Origin of the sequence: Sivoneniella epilithica UHCC 1019 (assembly GCF_040830845.1) — a bacterium.
In the GTDB taxonomy this organism is placed as follows: Bacteria; Cyanobacteriota; Cyanobacteriia; order Leptolyngbyales; family Leptolyngbyaceae; genus ULC077BIN1.
This window is the reverse complement of the sequence record NZ_JBFPDP010000009.1, coordinates 118,273-132,333: the sequence shown is the minus strand read 5'-3', so window position 1 is coordinate 132,333 and position 14,061 is coordinate 118,273. Positions and strand designations below refer to the sequence as shown.

13 protein-coding genes are annotated in these 14,061 nt (G+C 47.7%); 5 read left to right on the top strand and 8 right to left on the bottom strand.

The features are described from left to right. Positions 1–45 precede the first annotated feature (45 nt). Both recN and AB3R30_RS08325 read left to right on the top strand, forming a co-directional pair. Entirely contained in the window at positions 46–1,995 is a 1,950-nt protein-coding gene (gene recN / locus AB3R30_RS08330; RefSeq protein ID WP_458648706.1) for a DNA repair protein RecN, read from the top strand. A 14-nt stretch (positions 1,996–2,009) separates the two neighbouring features. Beyond that, on the top strand, positions 2,010–2,384 hold the full coding sequence (locus tag AB3R30_RS08325; protein WP_458648705.1) for a DUF2358 domain-containing protein: 375 nt from the start codon (positions 2,010–2,012) through the stop codon (positions 2,382–2,384). Positions 2,385–2,462: 78 nt separating this feature from the next. Here AB3R30_RS08325 and AB3R30_RS08320 read toward each other — a convergent pair whose 3' ends face one another. Then, positions 2,463–2,741 carry an NIL domain-containing protein gene (locus tag AB3R30_RS08320; protein ID WP_458648704.1) on the bottom strand — a complete coding sequence of 93 codons (279 nt, stop codon included), beginning with the start codon at positions 2,739–2,741 and terminating at the stop codon, positions 2,463–2,465. A 212-nt stretch (positions 2,742–2,953) separates the two neighbouring features. Between AB3R30_RS08320 and AB3R30_RS08315 the strand changes: the two genes are divergently transcribed. Continuing rightward, positions 2,954–4,135 carry a TRC40/GET3/ArsA family transport-energizing ATPase gene (locus AB3R30_RS08315; protein WP_458648703.1) on the top strand — a complete coding sequence of 394 codons (1,182 nt, stop codon included), beginning with the start codon at positions 2,954–2,956 and terminating at the stop codon, positions 4,133–4,135. 14 nt (positions 4,136–4,149) lie between these two features. Here AB3R30_RS08315 and AB3R30_RS08310 read toward each other — a convergent pair whose 3' ends face one another. Together AB3R30_RS08310 and AB3R30_RS08305 are read right to left on the bottom strand one after the other, a co-directional pair. Further along, positions 4,150–4,713, bottom strand: a complete 564-nt coding sequence (locus tag AB3R30_RS08310) for a Uma2 family endonuclease (RefSeq protein WP_458648702.1) — start codon at positions 4,711–4,713, stop codon at positions 4,150–4,152. 196 nt (positions 4,714–4,909) lie between these two features. Beyond that, positions 4,910–5,938 (bottom strand): NAD(P)-dependent alcohol dehydrogenase, encoded by a 1,029-nt coding sequence (locus AB3R30_RS08305; protein WP_458648701.1) that lies wholly within the window; start codon positions 5,936–5,938, stop codon positions 4,910–4,912. Between the two features lie 346 nt (positions 5,939–6,284). Between AB3R30_RS08305 and AB3R30_RS08300 the strand changes: the two genes are divergently transcribed. Both AB3R30_RS08300 and AB3R30_RS08295 read left to right on the top strand, forming a co-directional pair. Next, positions 6,285–6,947: a TetR/AcrR family transcriptional regulator gene (locus tag AB3R30_RS08300; RefSeq protein WP_458648700.1), complete on the top strand. Its 663-nt coding sequence runs from the start codon at positions 6,285–6,287 to the stop codon at positions 6,945–6,947. Positions 6,948–7,576: 629 nt separating this feature from the next. After that, positions 7,577–8,323 (top strand): hypothetical protein, encoded by a 747-nt coding sequence (locus AB3R30_RS08295; protein WP_458648699.1) that lies wholly within the window; start codon positions 7,577–7,579, stop codon positions 8,321–8,323. Between the two features lies 1 nt (position 8,324). On the opposite strand, the gene AB3R30_RS08290 is transcribed toward AB3R30_RS08295, so the two are convergent. The 5 genes from AB3R30_RS08290 to AB3R30_RS08270 form a co-directional block, all read right to left on the bottom strand. Continuing rightward, positions 8,325–9,242 (bottom strand): alpha/beta fold hydrolase, encoded by a 918-nt coding sequence (locus AB3R30_RS08290; protein ID WP_458648698.1) that lies wholly within the window; start codon positions 9,240–9,242, stop codon positions 8,325–8,327. A gap of 180 nt (positions 9,243–9,422) precedes the next feature. Next, positions 9,423–10,139 carry a hypothetical protein gene (locus AB3R30_RS08285; RefSeq protein WP_458648697.1) on the bottom strand — a complete coding sequence of 239 codons (717 nt, stop codon included), beginning with the start codon at positions 10,137–10,139 and terminating at the stop codon, positions 9,423–9,425. A 43-nt stretch (positions 10,140–10,182) separates the two neighbouring features. After that, positions 10,183–10,848: a hypothetical protein gene (locus tag AB3R30_RS08280; RefSeq protein WP_458648696.1), complete on the bottom strand. Its 666-nt coding sequence runs from the start codon at positions 10,846–10,848 to the stop codon at positions 10,183–10,185. Positions 10,849–11,232: 384 nt separating this feature from the next. After that, complete coding sequence (gene bicA / locus AB3R30_RS08275) at positions 11,233–12,903, bottom strand: bicarbonate transporter BicA (RefSeq protein WP_458648695.1); 1,671 nt, start codon at positions 12,901–12,903, stop codon at positions 11,233–11,235. A gap of 325 nt (positions 12,904–13,228) precedes the next feature. Beyond that, on the bottom strand, positions 13,229–14,017 hold the full coding sequence (locus AB3R30_RS08270) for an RNA methyltransferase (RefSeq protein WP_458648694.1): 789 nt from the start codon (positions 14,015–14,017) through the stop codon (positions 13,229–13,231). Between the last annotated feature and the right edge of the window lie 44 nt (positions 14,018–14,061).

Sequence of the window (14,061 nt, the reverse complement as noted above, 5' to 3'; positions counted from 1 at the left end):
CCTGATCGCAGTTTTTCCTTTCACCTTCTTTGTTGATAAGTATCCATGCTGCTGTTTCTGCGAATTGAAAATTTTGCCCTAGTGGATCGCTTGGAGTGGAAGTTGGGCACGGGGCTAACCGTGTTGACGGGCGAAACAGGGGCGGGAAAATCCATCATTTTGGATGCGATCGATGCGGTGTTGGGCGGCAAGGTGACCAGTCGTGCCGTGCGAACAGGTGCCGATCGGGCGTTAGTGGAAGCCACCTTTCGATTAGAACCAGCACTCAGCGATTGGTTGAAGGCGCAAAGTATTGATATTGCATTGGGCGATGGAGCAGCGGGTGATTTGACAGCGGAAACGCTGGTTTGCAGCCGAGAAATTGTTGCTAGCGGCAGCAGCCAGCGCAGCCGATCGCGGGTGAATGGCGCATTGGTCAACAAGCAACAGATGGAACACCTACGCGATCGCTTGGTGGAACTGACTGCTCAAGGGCAAACCGTGCAGCTTGGGCAACCGGGGTTACAGCGCGACTGGCTCGATAGCTATGGCGGCGATGCATTGCTTAAGACCCGCGATCTCGTAGGTATTGCCTTTAGTGCCTATCAGCAAGCAGTGCAAGCATTGGAAAATCGCCGTCGTGCTGAGCGTGAGCGGCTGCAACAATTGGATTTGTTTGATTACCAACTGCGGGATCTAAACGCGGCAAACCTCACAGAACCCGATGAGCTAGAGCAGCTAGAACAAGAAGCCAAGCGTCTCAGCCACAGCGTCGAACTCCAGCAGCAAAGCTATTTGGTCTATCAAACCCTCTACCAAAGTGATACCGATGCCAAAGCCTGCGTTGATCTGCTGGGTCGTGCCGAAAAAACTCTGACCGATATGGTGGAAATTGACACTGAGTTGCAGCCGATTTTGGAACTGGTGACGGGGGCGTTTGCCTCGATCGAAGAAGCTGCGCGAGAAATTAATGCCTATGGTGAAAACATTGAAGCCGATCCCCAACGGCTCAGCGATGTGCAAGATCGCACCTCAGAATTGAAGCAAGTTTGCCGCAAGTACGGACCCACCTTGGCGGAGGCGATCGACTTGCGCGATCGCCTGCAAACCGAACTCCTTGAACTCACGGGCGGCGGACAATCCGTAGAAGAATTAGAGCAAGCAGTCAAAGATGCTCAGAAAATCTTAGAAACGCGCTGTGCTGAGCTAACCCATCTCCGTCAAACTGCCGCTAAAGATCTCGAAAGCCGTCTAATTGGCGAACTAAAGCCGTTGGCAATGGAAAAGGTGAAGTTCCAGGTGGGAATTGCAGCGATCGCGCCTGCTGCCATGGGAGCCGATCAAATCACCTATTTATTCAGCCCCAATCCAGGGGAGCCGCTGCAACCTCTAACGGAAACTGCCTCTGGTGGTGAAATGAGCCGTTTTCTGCTGGCACTGCAAGCCAGTTTCTCCCAGGTCGATCCCGTGGGAACGCTGGTGTTTGATGAAATTGATGTCGGCGTATCGGGGCGGGTCAGCCAAGCGATCGCCGAAAAACTATTTCAGCTTAGCCAACATCACCAAGTTCTCTGCGTCACCCACCAACCGATCGTTGCCGCCATGGCAGATCACCATTTTCGAGTTAGCAAACAGATCATCGACGCGATCGAATCGGTAGATGAGTTACCCAGTGATAATGGCACCCACAAACCCGGTAAATCTAGACGGGGCAGCAAAAACACTAAAGCAGAACCACTCAACAACACGCCCGATCAGCCCCCATCCCACACGCCAGCCGATGCCGTTCGTACCGTTGTGCGGATTACGTCCCTTTCCAACGAAGACCGCAAACAAGAACTCGCCCAACTCGCCGGAGGGCAATCCGCTCAAGAAGTGATCGCCTTCGCAGAATCTTTGCTAACCCAAGCTGCGGTTATTCGGCAGGCTCAGACAGGGAAAGAGGGAGGGGCGATCGCCGCAGAATCAACTCCTGCATCCAAACCCTCTCGCGCCAAAACCGCTAAAAAAGCTTAAGTTTTACCACTTCTATGAACATTCTTGAAGCCCTAAAAGCAGACTATCAACAGTTTCCCCATAACCAAACCTATAGCCTCTACGCCGAAGATGTTTTCTTTAAAGACCCGATGACCGAGTTTCGCGGAGTCAAACGCTATCAGGCAATGATTCGCTTCATCGAAACCTGGTTTCGTAACTGCACCATGCAAGTCCATGATATTCAGCAAAACGGCGATCGCATTCGCAGCGATTGGACGCTCAGTTGGAACACTCCCCTACCCTGGAATCCTCACATTGCCATCAGCGGTTGGAGCGACCTAACCATAAACAATCAGGGATTAATCATCTCTCACATCGACCACTGGCACTGCTCCAAACTTGATGTCATCAAACAACACTTCAGCTAGTCCCCAACTCCGAACTCAAAACTCCGAACTCCGAACTCAAAACTCAAAACTCAAAACCTAAAACCTAAAACTTTCTCCCTACCATCCATCCGTCTCCGCTTCGTCCCAAATCTCCAGATCCAGTTCGCGCAAATACGTCAACGCGCTTTGAATATTGGCATGAGTTCCCCGCAACTCCAAAGCAAACCAGCCGTCTCCATTTGCATTTTTCCCCAACACCGCCGCAGTAATGTTCACTGTCAAGTGAAATTGCGATACCAGGCGAGAAATCACTGGATCTTGATGATGGTCTTTTGGAATGCGGACTCGAATTAACTGCTGAGTCAGACGCTGATTTTCCACAATGCTGATAGACATAAAACAACCTGTTTTTGAAAACTACCCAATCTCCACAAATAACGGTTTATCGATAGAGATTATGTACTTAACTAGCTTAAATGCTAGAGTCCTAGTTTCGCAACCCCTCGAAATTCTCAATTTGGCTGGAATTGCCCTGCTCAAACCGTCTACCCTCAAGGCGCGGTGCTAAAGTAAAAGAATGTAAACAAATTCTCAGGAAAGTAGCAGTCATGCGCGTAATTCTAATGACAGGCAAAGGTGGCGTTGGCAAAACCTCCGTTGCGGCTGCGACCGGATTGCGTTGTGCCGAAATGGGACATAGAACCCTCGTCCTCAGTACCGATCCGGCTCACTCCTTGGCAGACAGCTTTGATATAGAAATGGGGCACGATCCCCGCTTGGTGCGTCCCAATCTATGGGGCGCTGAATTGGATGCCCTCAAAGAGCTAGAAGGAAATTGGGGAGCCGTTAAACGCTACATTACCCAAGTTTTGCAGGCACAGGGTTTAGACGGTGTGCAGGCTGAAGAGTTGGCAATTCTTCCCGGCATGGATGAGATTTTTGGATTGGTGCGAATGAAGCGCCACTATGACGAAGGCGAGTATGATGTGCTGATTATTGACTCGGCACCCACGGGAACCGCCTTGCGCCTGTTGAGCCTACCTGAAGTGGGCGGTTGGTATATGCGCCGCTTCTATAAGCCGTTTCAGGGGATTTCTGTAGCATTGCGACCCTTGGTGGAGCCATTTTTTCGTCCGATCGCTGGCTTTTCCTTACCCAACAAAGAAGTGATGGATGCGCCCTACGAATTTTATGAACAAATCGAATCACTCGAAAAAATTCTCACCGATCCGACGCAAACATCAGTGCGGCTAATCATGAATCCAGAAAAAATGGTGATTAAGGAATCGCTGCGTGCCCATGCCTATCTGAGTTTATACAACGTGGCAACCGATATGGTCGTGGCAAACCGGATCATTCCTGAAGAAGTCAGCGATCCGTTCTTTGCCCGTTGGAAAGAAAACCAGAAGCAGTATCGCCAAGAAATTCACGATAATTTTTCACCGCTGCCGATTAAAGAAGTGCCGCTTTATTCTGAGGAAATGTGTGGGCTAGAAGCCCTCGATCGCCTTAAGGAAACGCTCTATCCTGAAGGCGAAGATCCGGCGCAGATCTACTATAAAGAAACCACCATGCGGATTGTGCAAGAGCAGCAAGAATATAGCTTGGAAGTCTACTTACCTGGAATTGAAAAGCGCCAAGTTGAACTCAGCAAAACGGGCGATGAACTCAACATCCGCATTGGCAACCATCGCCGCAACCTCGTTCTGCCGCAAGCCCTGGCAGCGCTCCAGCCCTCCGGTGCCAGAATGGAAGAAGACTACCTCAAAATCCGTTTTGCTGCGGTTTAAGCAAAGTTGAAAATTTACCCTATCAACCAGGCAAATAGAGCCTTGGGGCTAAGCTGTAACTGGCTAGCAAAAACTGGTGTCGGAAGAACTTCATCTGGCTGATCAAATACTTCCGTCTCTTGTTTTGGACGGTAGACAAATACTGTTTTCTCATCGGGATCGATCAGCCAACCCAGTTGAGTTCCGTGCTTCAGGCAATGCAGAATATTTTTCGTGACTTTCGTTTGGCTTTGAGCCGGAGACAAAATCTCAATTGTCCAATCTGGCGCAGCAGCAAAGGTATTGGCAACTTCCCCATTCTGATCACAGGGAATCCGGCTCCACACAAAAACTGCGATGTCGGGAACAACAGAGCGATCGCCGAAACTACACCGTAACTCTGGAAACGCACGAGCAACGCGCTGAGGCTTAACAATGCCGTTGATCGCGGGTACAAGTTCGCCTTGAATAGCACTATGTTTCCCTTGAGGCATCGGTTTCAAGATAATTTGACCATCAATGTATTCACTCGCAGGTTTTGTTTCCGGTAACTGGAGAAACTCCGCCAATGTCAACGTTTTAGAGGATGCTTGTACCATTTTGGGCTTACCTTTAGTCTGCCAGATCGGATGCTGCTTCCTAATTCTAGCTAGAAGTTCAATCAGAAAATCATTCTAATTCAGCGTCTTAGAGTGTGTTTAAAGTTACCTCAAAATGCGTTTTGACGCTGTTTAGAAAGTCGAAAATCACCATATTAACTAGGCAAATAGATCCTTGGATGTGAAACGCTGCCTATCAAACTTGAATGACAATTTTTCCCACTACTTGTCGCTGTTCCAGGTGGCGAATTGCGGCGGGAACTTCACTCAGGTCATAGCACTGATCAATCAAGGGGACAATTTTGCCTGCCATCATAAATTCCCTTAACGTGAGCAGATCGGTTTGATTAGGTTTTACCATTAGACATTTCACCCTGCGGCGGCTGATTCTCGAAATCCAAGATCCGAGAATCATTACCAGGAAAAGTCGAGGAATAGATCCGCCAACTAGGACGTAGGTTCCCTGGGTCGTCAATGCTGGCAAATAGTCAAAAACGGAACGGTAGGCTGCCGCATCAAAGATCAAGTCATAACGCTGCCCCTGTTGAGTAACATCGGTTTGGGTATAGTCAATCATGTGATCTGCACCGAGCGATCGCACCCTGTCCATTTTTGTCGTGCTACATACAGCAGTCACTTCAGCACCCAATGCTTTGGCAATCTGCACCGCAAACGACCCCACGCCGCCAGATGCACCATTGATCAATACAGACTGCCCTGGCTGTATCTGACCCACATCTCGTAAGCCCTGCAACGCAGTCAGAGCGGCACCAGGAACTGCTGCCGCGTCTTCAAATGTTGTAGCGATCGGCTTCAGCACCAGTGCGGCTTCTGTGACACAAACGTACTCGGCAAAGGCACCAAACCCATAGTCCGACAAATCACCAAAGACCTCATCGCCGGGTTCAAACTGCATCACATCTTTGCCAACGGCTTCAATTCGTCCTGCCATATCAAATCCGAGAATCTTAATTTTTGGCTTCAGTAAACCGCCAAACATAAGGCGGCTGATGAATGGAGTCCCTCGCATTAGATGCCAGTCACCCGCATTGACGGACGCAGCATGAACCCGAACCAACACGCCATTGTCTGGCACGACGGGCTTATCAACCTCCTCCAAACTCAACACATCGGCTGAACCATAATCAGTCTGGACGATCGCTCTCATTTTGCCATTCCTGCTGTGATCTCCTTGAGCAGGGGCGAGGACATTCGCTGTTTTCATATTTTCTCCAATGGGGAAGAACTTGACTTAGGAGCAACCCAGCCTTTAGCTGTACTTACAGTGTAAGTTTAACTTACGGCGTAAGTTTGTCAAGATGAAAACGGGTCAAGATGAAAAGATAGAAAGTATGTGATGTGTGACTTTCCCAATGACCCTCACCCTAAGTCCCTCTCCCGCTCTGGGAGAGGGATTTAGGGTGATTCTTGCTCCCCTTCTCCTGCTTTGGGAGAAGGGGCTGGGGGATGAGGGCGAATTAGTTGCACGTCAGGTGAAAGTAGATTGAGCCTTCTAACGCTGGCTTACTTTATCCGTTAAGAATCCATGCCAAGTAGGTTTAATGTCTCAAATGAGTAACCCTGATGCACCGCCCCCAAGTCCGCTGAGCCGAGAACGAGTCCTACGTGCGGCGCTCCGTTTGGCTGACGAAGGCGGTATTGAGTCCCTTTCTATGCGGAAACTGGCTGAGGAATTGGGCGTACAGGCAATGTCGCTGTATAACCATGTCACGAATAAGGATGATGTGATATGTGGCATTGTCGATATCGTGGTGGGCGAGATTGAGGTGCCTAGCTTGGAAACGGACTGGAAGACGGCAATGCGACGGCGAGCGATCGCGGCTCATGAGGTGTTGTTGCGTCACCCTTGGGCAACAATGGCACTGATGTCACGGGTTAACATCGGGTCGGCAATGTTGCACTACATCGATGCAACGCTGGGATGTTTGCGCGAAGCTGGTTTTTCCATTGAGATGGCAGATCATGCATGGAATGCGATCGATAGTCATATTTATGGATTCACGCTCCAAGAACTGAATTTTCCATTTGAGGCGGCGGAATATTCCGAAGCAGCAGAGAATTACCTTTCCCAAATCCCCGCTGACCAATACCCTTACTTCAATCAACTCGCACGTCACGTTATGGGCAAACACTACGACGGTATTCATGACTTTGAGTTTGGACTCGAATTGCTGCTCGATGGTCTTGATCAATTGCGACACAGCGCTACCTAGCAATATATTTTCTAGCAGACTTTGTTTCTGGTAACTGGAGAAACTCCGCTAATATCAACGATTTAGAGGGTGCTTTTACCATTTTGGGCTTACCTTCAAATCTGCCAGCTTAGATGCTAGTCCCCATTCTATCGGGAAATTCAATAGGGAAATTATTCTAATCCAGTGTCTGAGAGCATATTTGAGGCTACCTCAAAATCCGCTGTTTGAGGAAAGATAGTTTTCACAGAGATTGAGGAGCGATCGCCTTTAATTATAGAAATCCTCAGTACTGAGGGATTTGGGTTTCCTGAAGCCGAGTTTCTTTAGCAGACATCGATCAAATATAGATATTGATTTAACCATACTAAGGATTTCAGCTTCATTTTTGGAGATATCCATTTTTGGAGCTATCTAAATTCCATCTCAGGAAACAAAGTAATTTATGTAGCAATAGTAAAGTCAAGGGTGATCAATAGTCTGCTAAATCCCGTAATCCTACGGCTAAAAGAAGAGCGCCTTCACAGAAGAGTCTTCTCTATCTGTAGGTATAGCGGAAAAAGATTTCCTTTTAATAAAATAGCTTTAAATAAAGGTTAAAAGAAGATTAAAAGAAGATGAGATTCCAAACTTCTCTAACTCCAAGCGCTGTGACTCAGTTTCTGCTACGAGTGGTGATTTGTCTAGTTGTGATATCTTTCTTAAGCCAGATGACTTTGTATTTCTTGCCGGATTACCCGCTTAGAAACTACTTTGCCAAGGCATTCAACGTTGATCATGAGCGGAACATTCCAACCTTATACTCTTTTTTGGCATTACTATTTAGTTCAGTCTTATTGGGTGTCATTGCCCATGCTAAAAAATTGGATAGTGGTCGCTACCAGCATCACTGGAAAATTTTATCATTCATATTTTTATATCTATCTTTAGACGAAATTGGTCAATTGCACGAAAAATTGATTGAGCCGACGCGAAGCCTACTCAATGCCACAGGATTTCTTTACCTTACTTGGATTGTGCCGATGGGTATTCTAGTAGTGATATTTATTTTCTCCTACAGTAAGTTTCTGTTGCACCTTCCTGCATCTATAAAAAAATTGTTTGTTGTAGCCTGCGCTCTTTATGTTGGAGGAGCAATAGGGATGGAAATACCAGGGGGATACCTCATTTATACAACGGGGATGGAGAATTTATCCTATGTGATAGTGGCAACGATTGAAGAGGCATTAGAAATGCTGGGCATTGTTGTATTTATCCACGCCTTGATCTCTTATATCAAGGTATATTTAGGCGGGGTAAGTTGGAATATTTACATACAAGGAAAACACACACCAGTTACCGAGCATCAAAATATCGGCATAGCTGCATTAGCGAACCCGCAAACGGAAAGCTATTAAACTAAATCACTTGGCTCGCAACACTTTTCAGAGCTTCTAGGGTTTCTTGCAATTCTCTCGCGTGTCCCCAACCGACAAAACCGCTGTAGAGGCAGGTTCCTTCGGGGCAGGCGACGAATACATGGTCGATGCCCCAAGGATTGATCCAGGTGCGGAGGGTTGTGCCGTCCTCCAAGGTGAGGAAGAGGGAAGATTGGTTAAAGCCTCGGCGATGTCCGTCGGTCATGCCGTCGATCGCTTGCAGTTTGCGAATTAACAGGATGGAAAGATCGGGTTCCATCGGCTCACAGGTGCGATCTTTGGGTATGTCCCAAAACTGACGAATCGCATCAGCAACAGCGGGATGGGCTTTCAGTGCGGCATGATCTACGTTGGGAATGCTAACAAATTCTGCGCCAAACACTTTGGTAGCGCAGATTGGCACGGTGCCATCACTGCCATCATCAATATCGCCCGCAATTACCAACATCGGAATTTCGGCGGCGATCGCTTCTGCCATAGGTCTGCGAGTCGTACCGAGGTCACGGGCAATCCCCACCCCCCACTTCAGCGGATCAAGCGCCCTCGCCAAATCAGCCCCGCCCACAGGGGAGCCAATCAGCACAATCGATTCTACTTTCGACCACCATTCAGGATGGCGATCGAGGACTTCCAGCCAGATCAAGCCTCCCATTGAGTGCCCCATAATCCGGATCGGCAGTTCGGGATACTGCAACGTGGTGGTAATGACCAACTGTTCTATTGCCTGGATTAACGGCTCAATTCGCAGCCAGGTTTTAACAAATCCTAGGCTAGGCGCAATGATCAGCGCTTCGGAGGTTGCCAAAGTTTTAGCCAGCGATCGCATTGCCCGACCGCCATCTGCCCAACCGTGCTGGGCGTAAAGTACAAATTCTGGTTCTGGAGCAGTTACAAGCATCAGTTTGTTGAAGTATCACAAGTTTGATTGTGTCGGCGATCGCGACCCATCATCAATTTACTGTGACACTCGTTCAAATGGCGAGTAACGAATGGCGAGTGGCGAATGGCGAGTGGCAAAGAATGCAAACAACTCAAAACTCAAACCTTAAAACTCAAAACTTTCTCCTATCCCCCTCGTTCAATTTAGCCGCTGGACTTCTTGGTGGACGCTGATGCCAATTTGCAGGGCTTCATTCAAAAACTTCCCATACTCGTCGGCTTGATGCTTCACTTCTAGGCTTCTGACTAGGGACAAATTGGTTTCGATGCTGGTGAGTAAATCTTGCTGGCGGGCGAGTAAACCGCGATTTTCTCGCAGGATTTTTTCAGTTGTCAACCCGGCAATTAGGTTATCGCGGGTCAAGTGAATCGCCTCCAAGATCTCGGAGCGATTTTGCAAAGCGGAGTTTAGGTTTCTTTCAATGTTGGCTGTTTCTAGCCGATCTAAAACCGCGATCGCGCTCAGCATGTCCTCATATCGATCCACTTCATCGAGCAACCTCATCAAACTTCGCAAGTGTTTTCCTCGCCACTTCATGTACAGATTCCAGGCAAGCAGTAGGGCGATCGCAATACTAGCAGCGACAAACAAGAATCGGAGAATACTAGAGGCATTGGTAACACCATTTGCGCCACTGGTTAGGAATAAACTCAGCGGCAACGTGAAGACAACAATCAGCAAAAAAACAACCGCTTCCGTTAAGCAGAATGCAACCAGTTTTTGAGGATTTTGCAAAGCAGAAATACGATAGGTGCCGCCAAACACTCCACCGATAAAAATATCGCCCACATCGCACCCGGTTAACCGCTCTAACTCGCGATCGCTAATCTTTAAATCTGCTAAATCTGACCTCATTCGGTTCCCCTAGTTCCTAGTATTTAGCTTCTGTTTACTTCTACTAAGTCAACAGATTGATCAATGCAGTCCACACACCACTAAAGAAGCTCCCTTCCCGTGGACGAAATAGCTCAAAGTCACCAGGAGAGCCAAAGAACGGGCGGAGAGTCCATCCCAGTTGAGTGCCAACAAACCCATATAAGCACAGCCAAAATCGCAGGATGCTAGTACGCACTTTTGCCCCATCACCATCTGAGATCGGTTTCATCGCTTGATATAAGAATGAAATTCCTAAAATCCCGGTTAAGGAGAAGATAATCACATTCATTAGCAAGAAGAAACTATAGTCGTTAACTGTGATTAAGAAGAACAAAGTAACTGGCGCGAAAGCACAGAGTAGCACTGCAATCACACACACAGCCGTTAGCAAATAGGTGAAGTGTTGAGCGATCGTTTTTTTTGAGCCAAACAGCGCGTTAAAAATATAGAGTGTGGGCAAACAAACCAACAATGTAATCAAATAAAGAGCCGGAAGTTTAATCGCTGAAGCTAATGCTTGAAGTGGGCTATGGAACATCCCAATGATGGCTCCATAAATCGCAAAAAAACAAAAGCTAGAAATCATTAAGGCAGAGATTTTGCTCTTAAGTTTGACTCCTTCATGGATTTCTTCTAAAAAAACTTGGCGATCGCGTAGCAGTGTAACAACCGTTGAGAAGTAATTCATTTAGACTCTCCTTCACAAAAATCAGTCAGTCGAGATGATGCGTAAAAACTGGCTTGCAGGTGTCAGAAAATACAGCCCCGATTTGAATCATTTCGGAAGTTTACACAAGCTTTATGAGGGCAATTTTTATCTCAAAAAAAGCGATCGCATAGTTGTCGTCAACACGGGCATTGGCTGAATGATTGAAAGTGGCTTAATTAGTGGATTTCCTAAAAATACGGCTGATCGGATTTCTGAGGATAACCCATACTCATCAACTCCTTGAGATGAGATTTTTATCACTAGACGGCTCTTAGGCATAACAAAATTGAAGTTATTATTGCTTTTGCAGTTGCCTACAAAAGCAATAATAAAGACGAAATTAGGAGAATGAATCAGCGGGAATCAAACGACAACACTTTTACCCTGTACATACTCGATCGCGTAACGCAAAGCTTGAGTGCGATCGTTCAACATATGCTCAGCCGTAATCAAATCAAACAGACCCAGCCGTTCCAAGCGACTCTGAATCTTGTGACTAGCTCCAACCAGATAGATTTGCAACTCTTTATCGTGAGCATCGCGAATTGCATTTTCGATCGCCAGTGACGCGGTAACCCCTAACAGAGGCACATCACTCAAATCCATCACCAATGCATCAGCATCCTTCATAGCGTTGTGTTCACGGGCGATCGCCTTCGACAACCCAAAAATCATCGGACCGCTCAGGTAGAACAGCAGCACTCGACCCGCGCCCTCATCCAAAAGTTGCTTATCTTCGACGCTAAGCCGCACATCGTCATCGGTATCCGTGATCAGTTTGACTTCCTCAGATTGCAGGCTGCTCAATCGTTCAATCGTCAAGATATTGGCAATAAACACCCCCACACCTACCGCCACAATCAGATCGACAAACACCGTTAGCAGCAAAACTCCGTACATGATTAGAGAACCCTTGAGCGAGACTTTGTGCGATCGCTTCAAGAAACTCCAGTCCAAAATATCAATCCCCACCTTCAGGGCAATTCCTGCCAGCACTGCCATAGGAATCGGTTGAGTATAGACGGCTGCACCTAACACCACCACCAGCAAAATCAAAGCCCGGAAAAGCCCAGAAACTGCCGACGTTGCCCCCGCCTGAATATTCACTACCGTTCCCATCGTGGCACCCGCACCCGGCAAACCACCACAAATGCCCGACACAATATTGCCAATTCCCTGACCAATCAGTTCTTTATCGGACTTGTGTTCCGTCCGGGTGAGACTATCGGCAATGACCGCCGTTAACAGGGTATCAATGCAACCTAAAATCCCCAGCATCAAACCATCAACAAACATTGTCGTCAACTGACCCGGCGAAAAAGTCGGTAGCTGCAACCGAGGCAGCCCCATAGGAATTGCACCGAGATCCCCAATCCGACGAATGTCTACAGTCCCAAAGATCGTCAAGGAAACGAGTGTGCCAATCAACAGAGCGACTAATTGGGGCGGCACCACTCGCTTTAGCTGTTTGGGCATGAAAAAAATGATTGCCAGGGTCACTGTACCTAAAATCACTTCGGGCGGATTAGCCGTTGCTAAAAGTTCAGGAATTGCTGTAACCGTACCCAGCACTCCTCCTTTTGGTGCAGCATGACCCAGGAAAGGAGCAATTTGCAGAATGATCAGAATCACGCCAATCCCCGACATAAAGCCAGAGATGACGCTATAGGGCATTAGGGTGATGTATTTGCCTAACTTGAAAATGCCGAAGATGATTTGAAACAATCCCGCCAGCATGACAACGGTAAATGCCATTGCTAAACCGTTTTCGGGATTGCTAGCCGTCAGACTTGCGACGATCGCCGTCATCACAACAGTCATGGGTCCAGTAGGTTCAGAAATCAGCGTCGGGGTGCCACCAAATAAAGCAGCAAAGAAGCCCACGCAAACTGCCCCATATAGTCCAGCGATCGGTCCTGCTCCAGAAGCGACACCAAAAGCAAGCGCAAGCGGCAAGGAAACAACTGCCGCTGTGACACCGCCAAAAATATCACCACGCAGGTTATTAAAATGAATCTGATTGGTAATTGTCATCAAGGTGAATGTAAGTAGGGTATGTGAAGCAAGGCATAGTCAAGAAATTAAAACAATGCCAAGTGTAAGCATTGGTGCAAAACAGCTAGTCATGTTTGCATCAATGCCTTATTTCAATCTTTAAAGAGGCTTAAAAAACTTTCAGCAAGGCTTTGAAATACGAAATGGGAAAAATAATACAAGCCATCAACCCCAAATTACTACAAAGTTGCAACCTAACTTTGAGAGGAAGCCGTTTCTTCCATTGGAAATTCCTTGCCTATCAATAGAAACCTTTCGTAGGGTTAGTGACCCTAGTGCTCTATGGACAAGGGCACTTCAGTATTCAACTGTTCTTTTTTGATTTAGGCTCCGGCACACTTATGTTTTCTGAATCGGGCGATCGCGCTCTGGATGCCCACTGCATTTGGCTCAAAATTCCACGCAGCATCGTCACCTCATCACTCGATGGCATTGCTCGATTAAACAAACGGCGAAATTTTTTCATGCGGCTGCTGGCGGTGTGGGGTTGCAAATAGCCAATGTGAAGTAAGAGCGATTCGAGATGCTGATAGAAACCTTCGAGTTTGTTGATGGGAGCAGGAGAAGAGTTATGAGTTATGAGTTCTAAGTCTTGAGTTCTGAGTGCTTCGTGTAGTTCGTAGCAGCAAATCGCGACTGCCTGCGCCAAGTTAAGTGAGGGATAGATGGGGTTGGCGGGAATGGTGATGAAGCGGTGGGCATGACTCAGTTCGTCGTTGCTGAGTCCTCGGTCTTCGGGACCAAAAACCAGGGCGGTGGTGTTGGGTTCAAGGTCAGTTTCCACTAACCAGGGAAGCGCATTACGGGGATGTTCGGGGATGGTAGCGGCGTAAGGTCTACCCAAAGTGGCGATCGCACGGTAACATCCTGTCAATCCTTCTGGCAAGGTTTGCACCACCTGCGCTGCTTCCAACACCTCTTTTGCATGAACTGCCATGTGTTGCGCTTCTTCCTCCAGATGGTCGCATTGCGGATTTACCAAGGTGAGATGCAGCAATCCCATATTCTTCATCACCCGTGCCACAGAGCCAATGTTGCGCGCACCAGCAGGCTCAACGAGGAGAATCCGAACAGAGTTTAGGGGAGAAGGCATGAAGGATGATAAAGTTTTGAGTTTTGAATTTTGAGTTTTGAGTT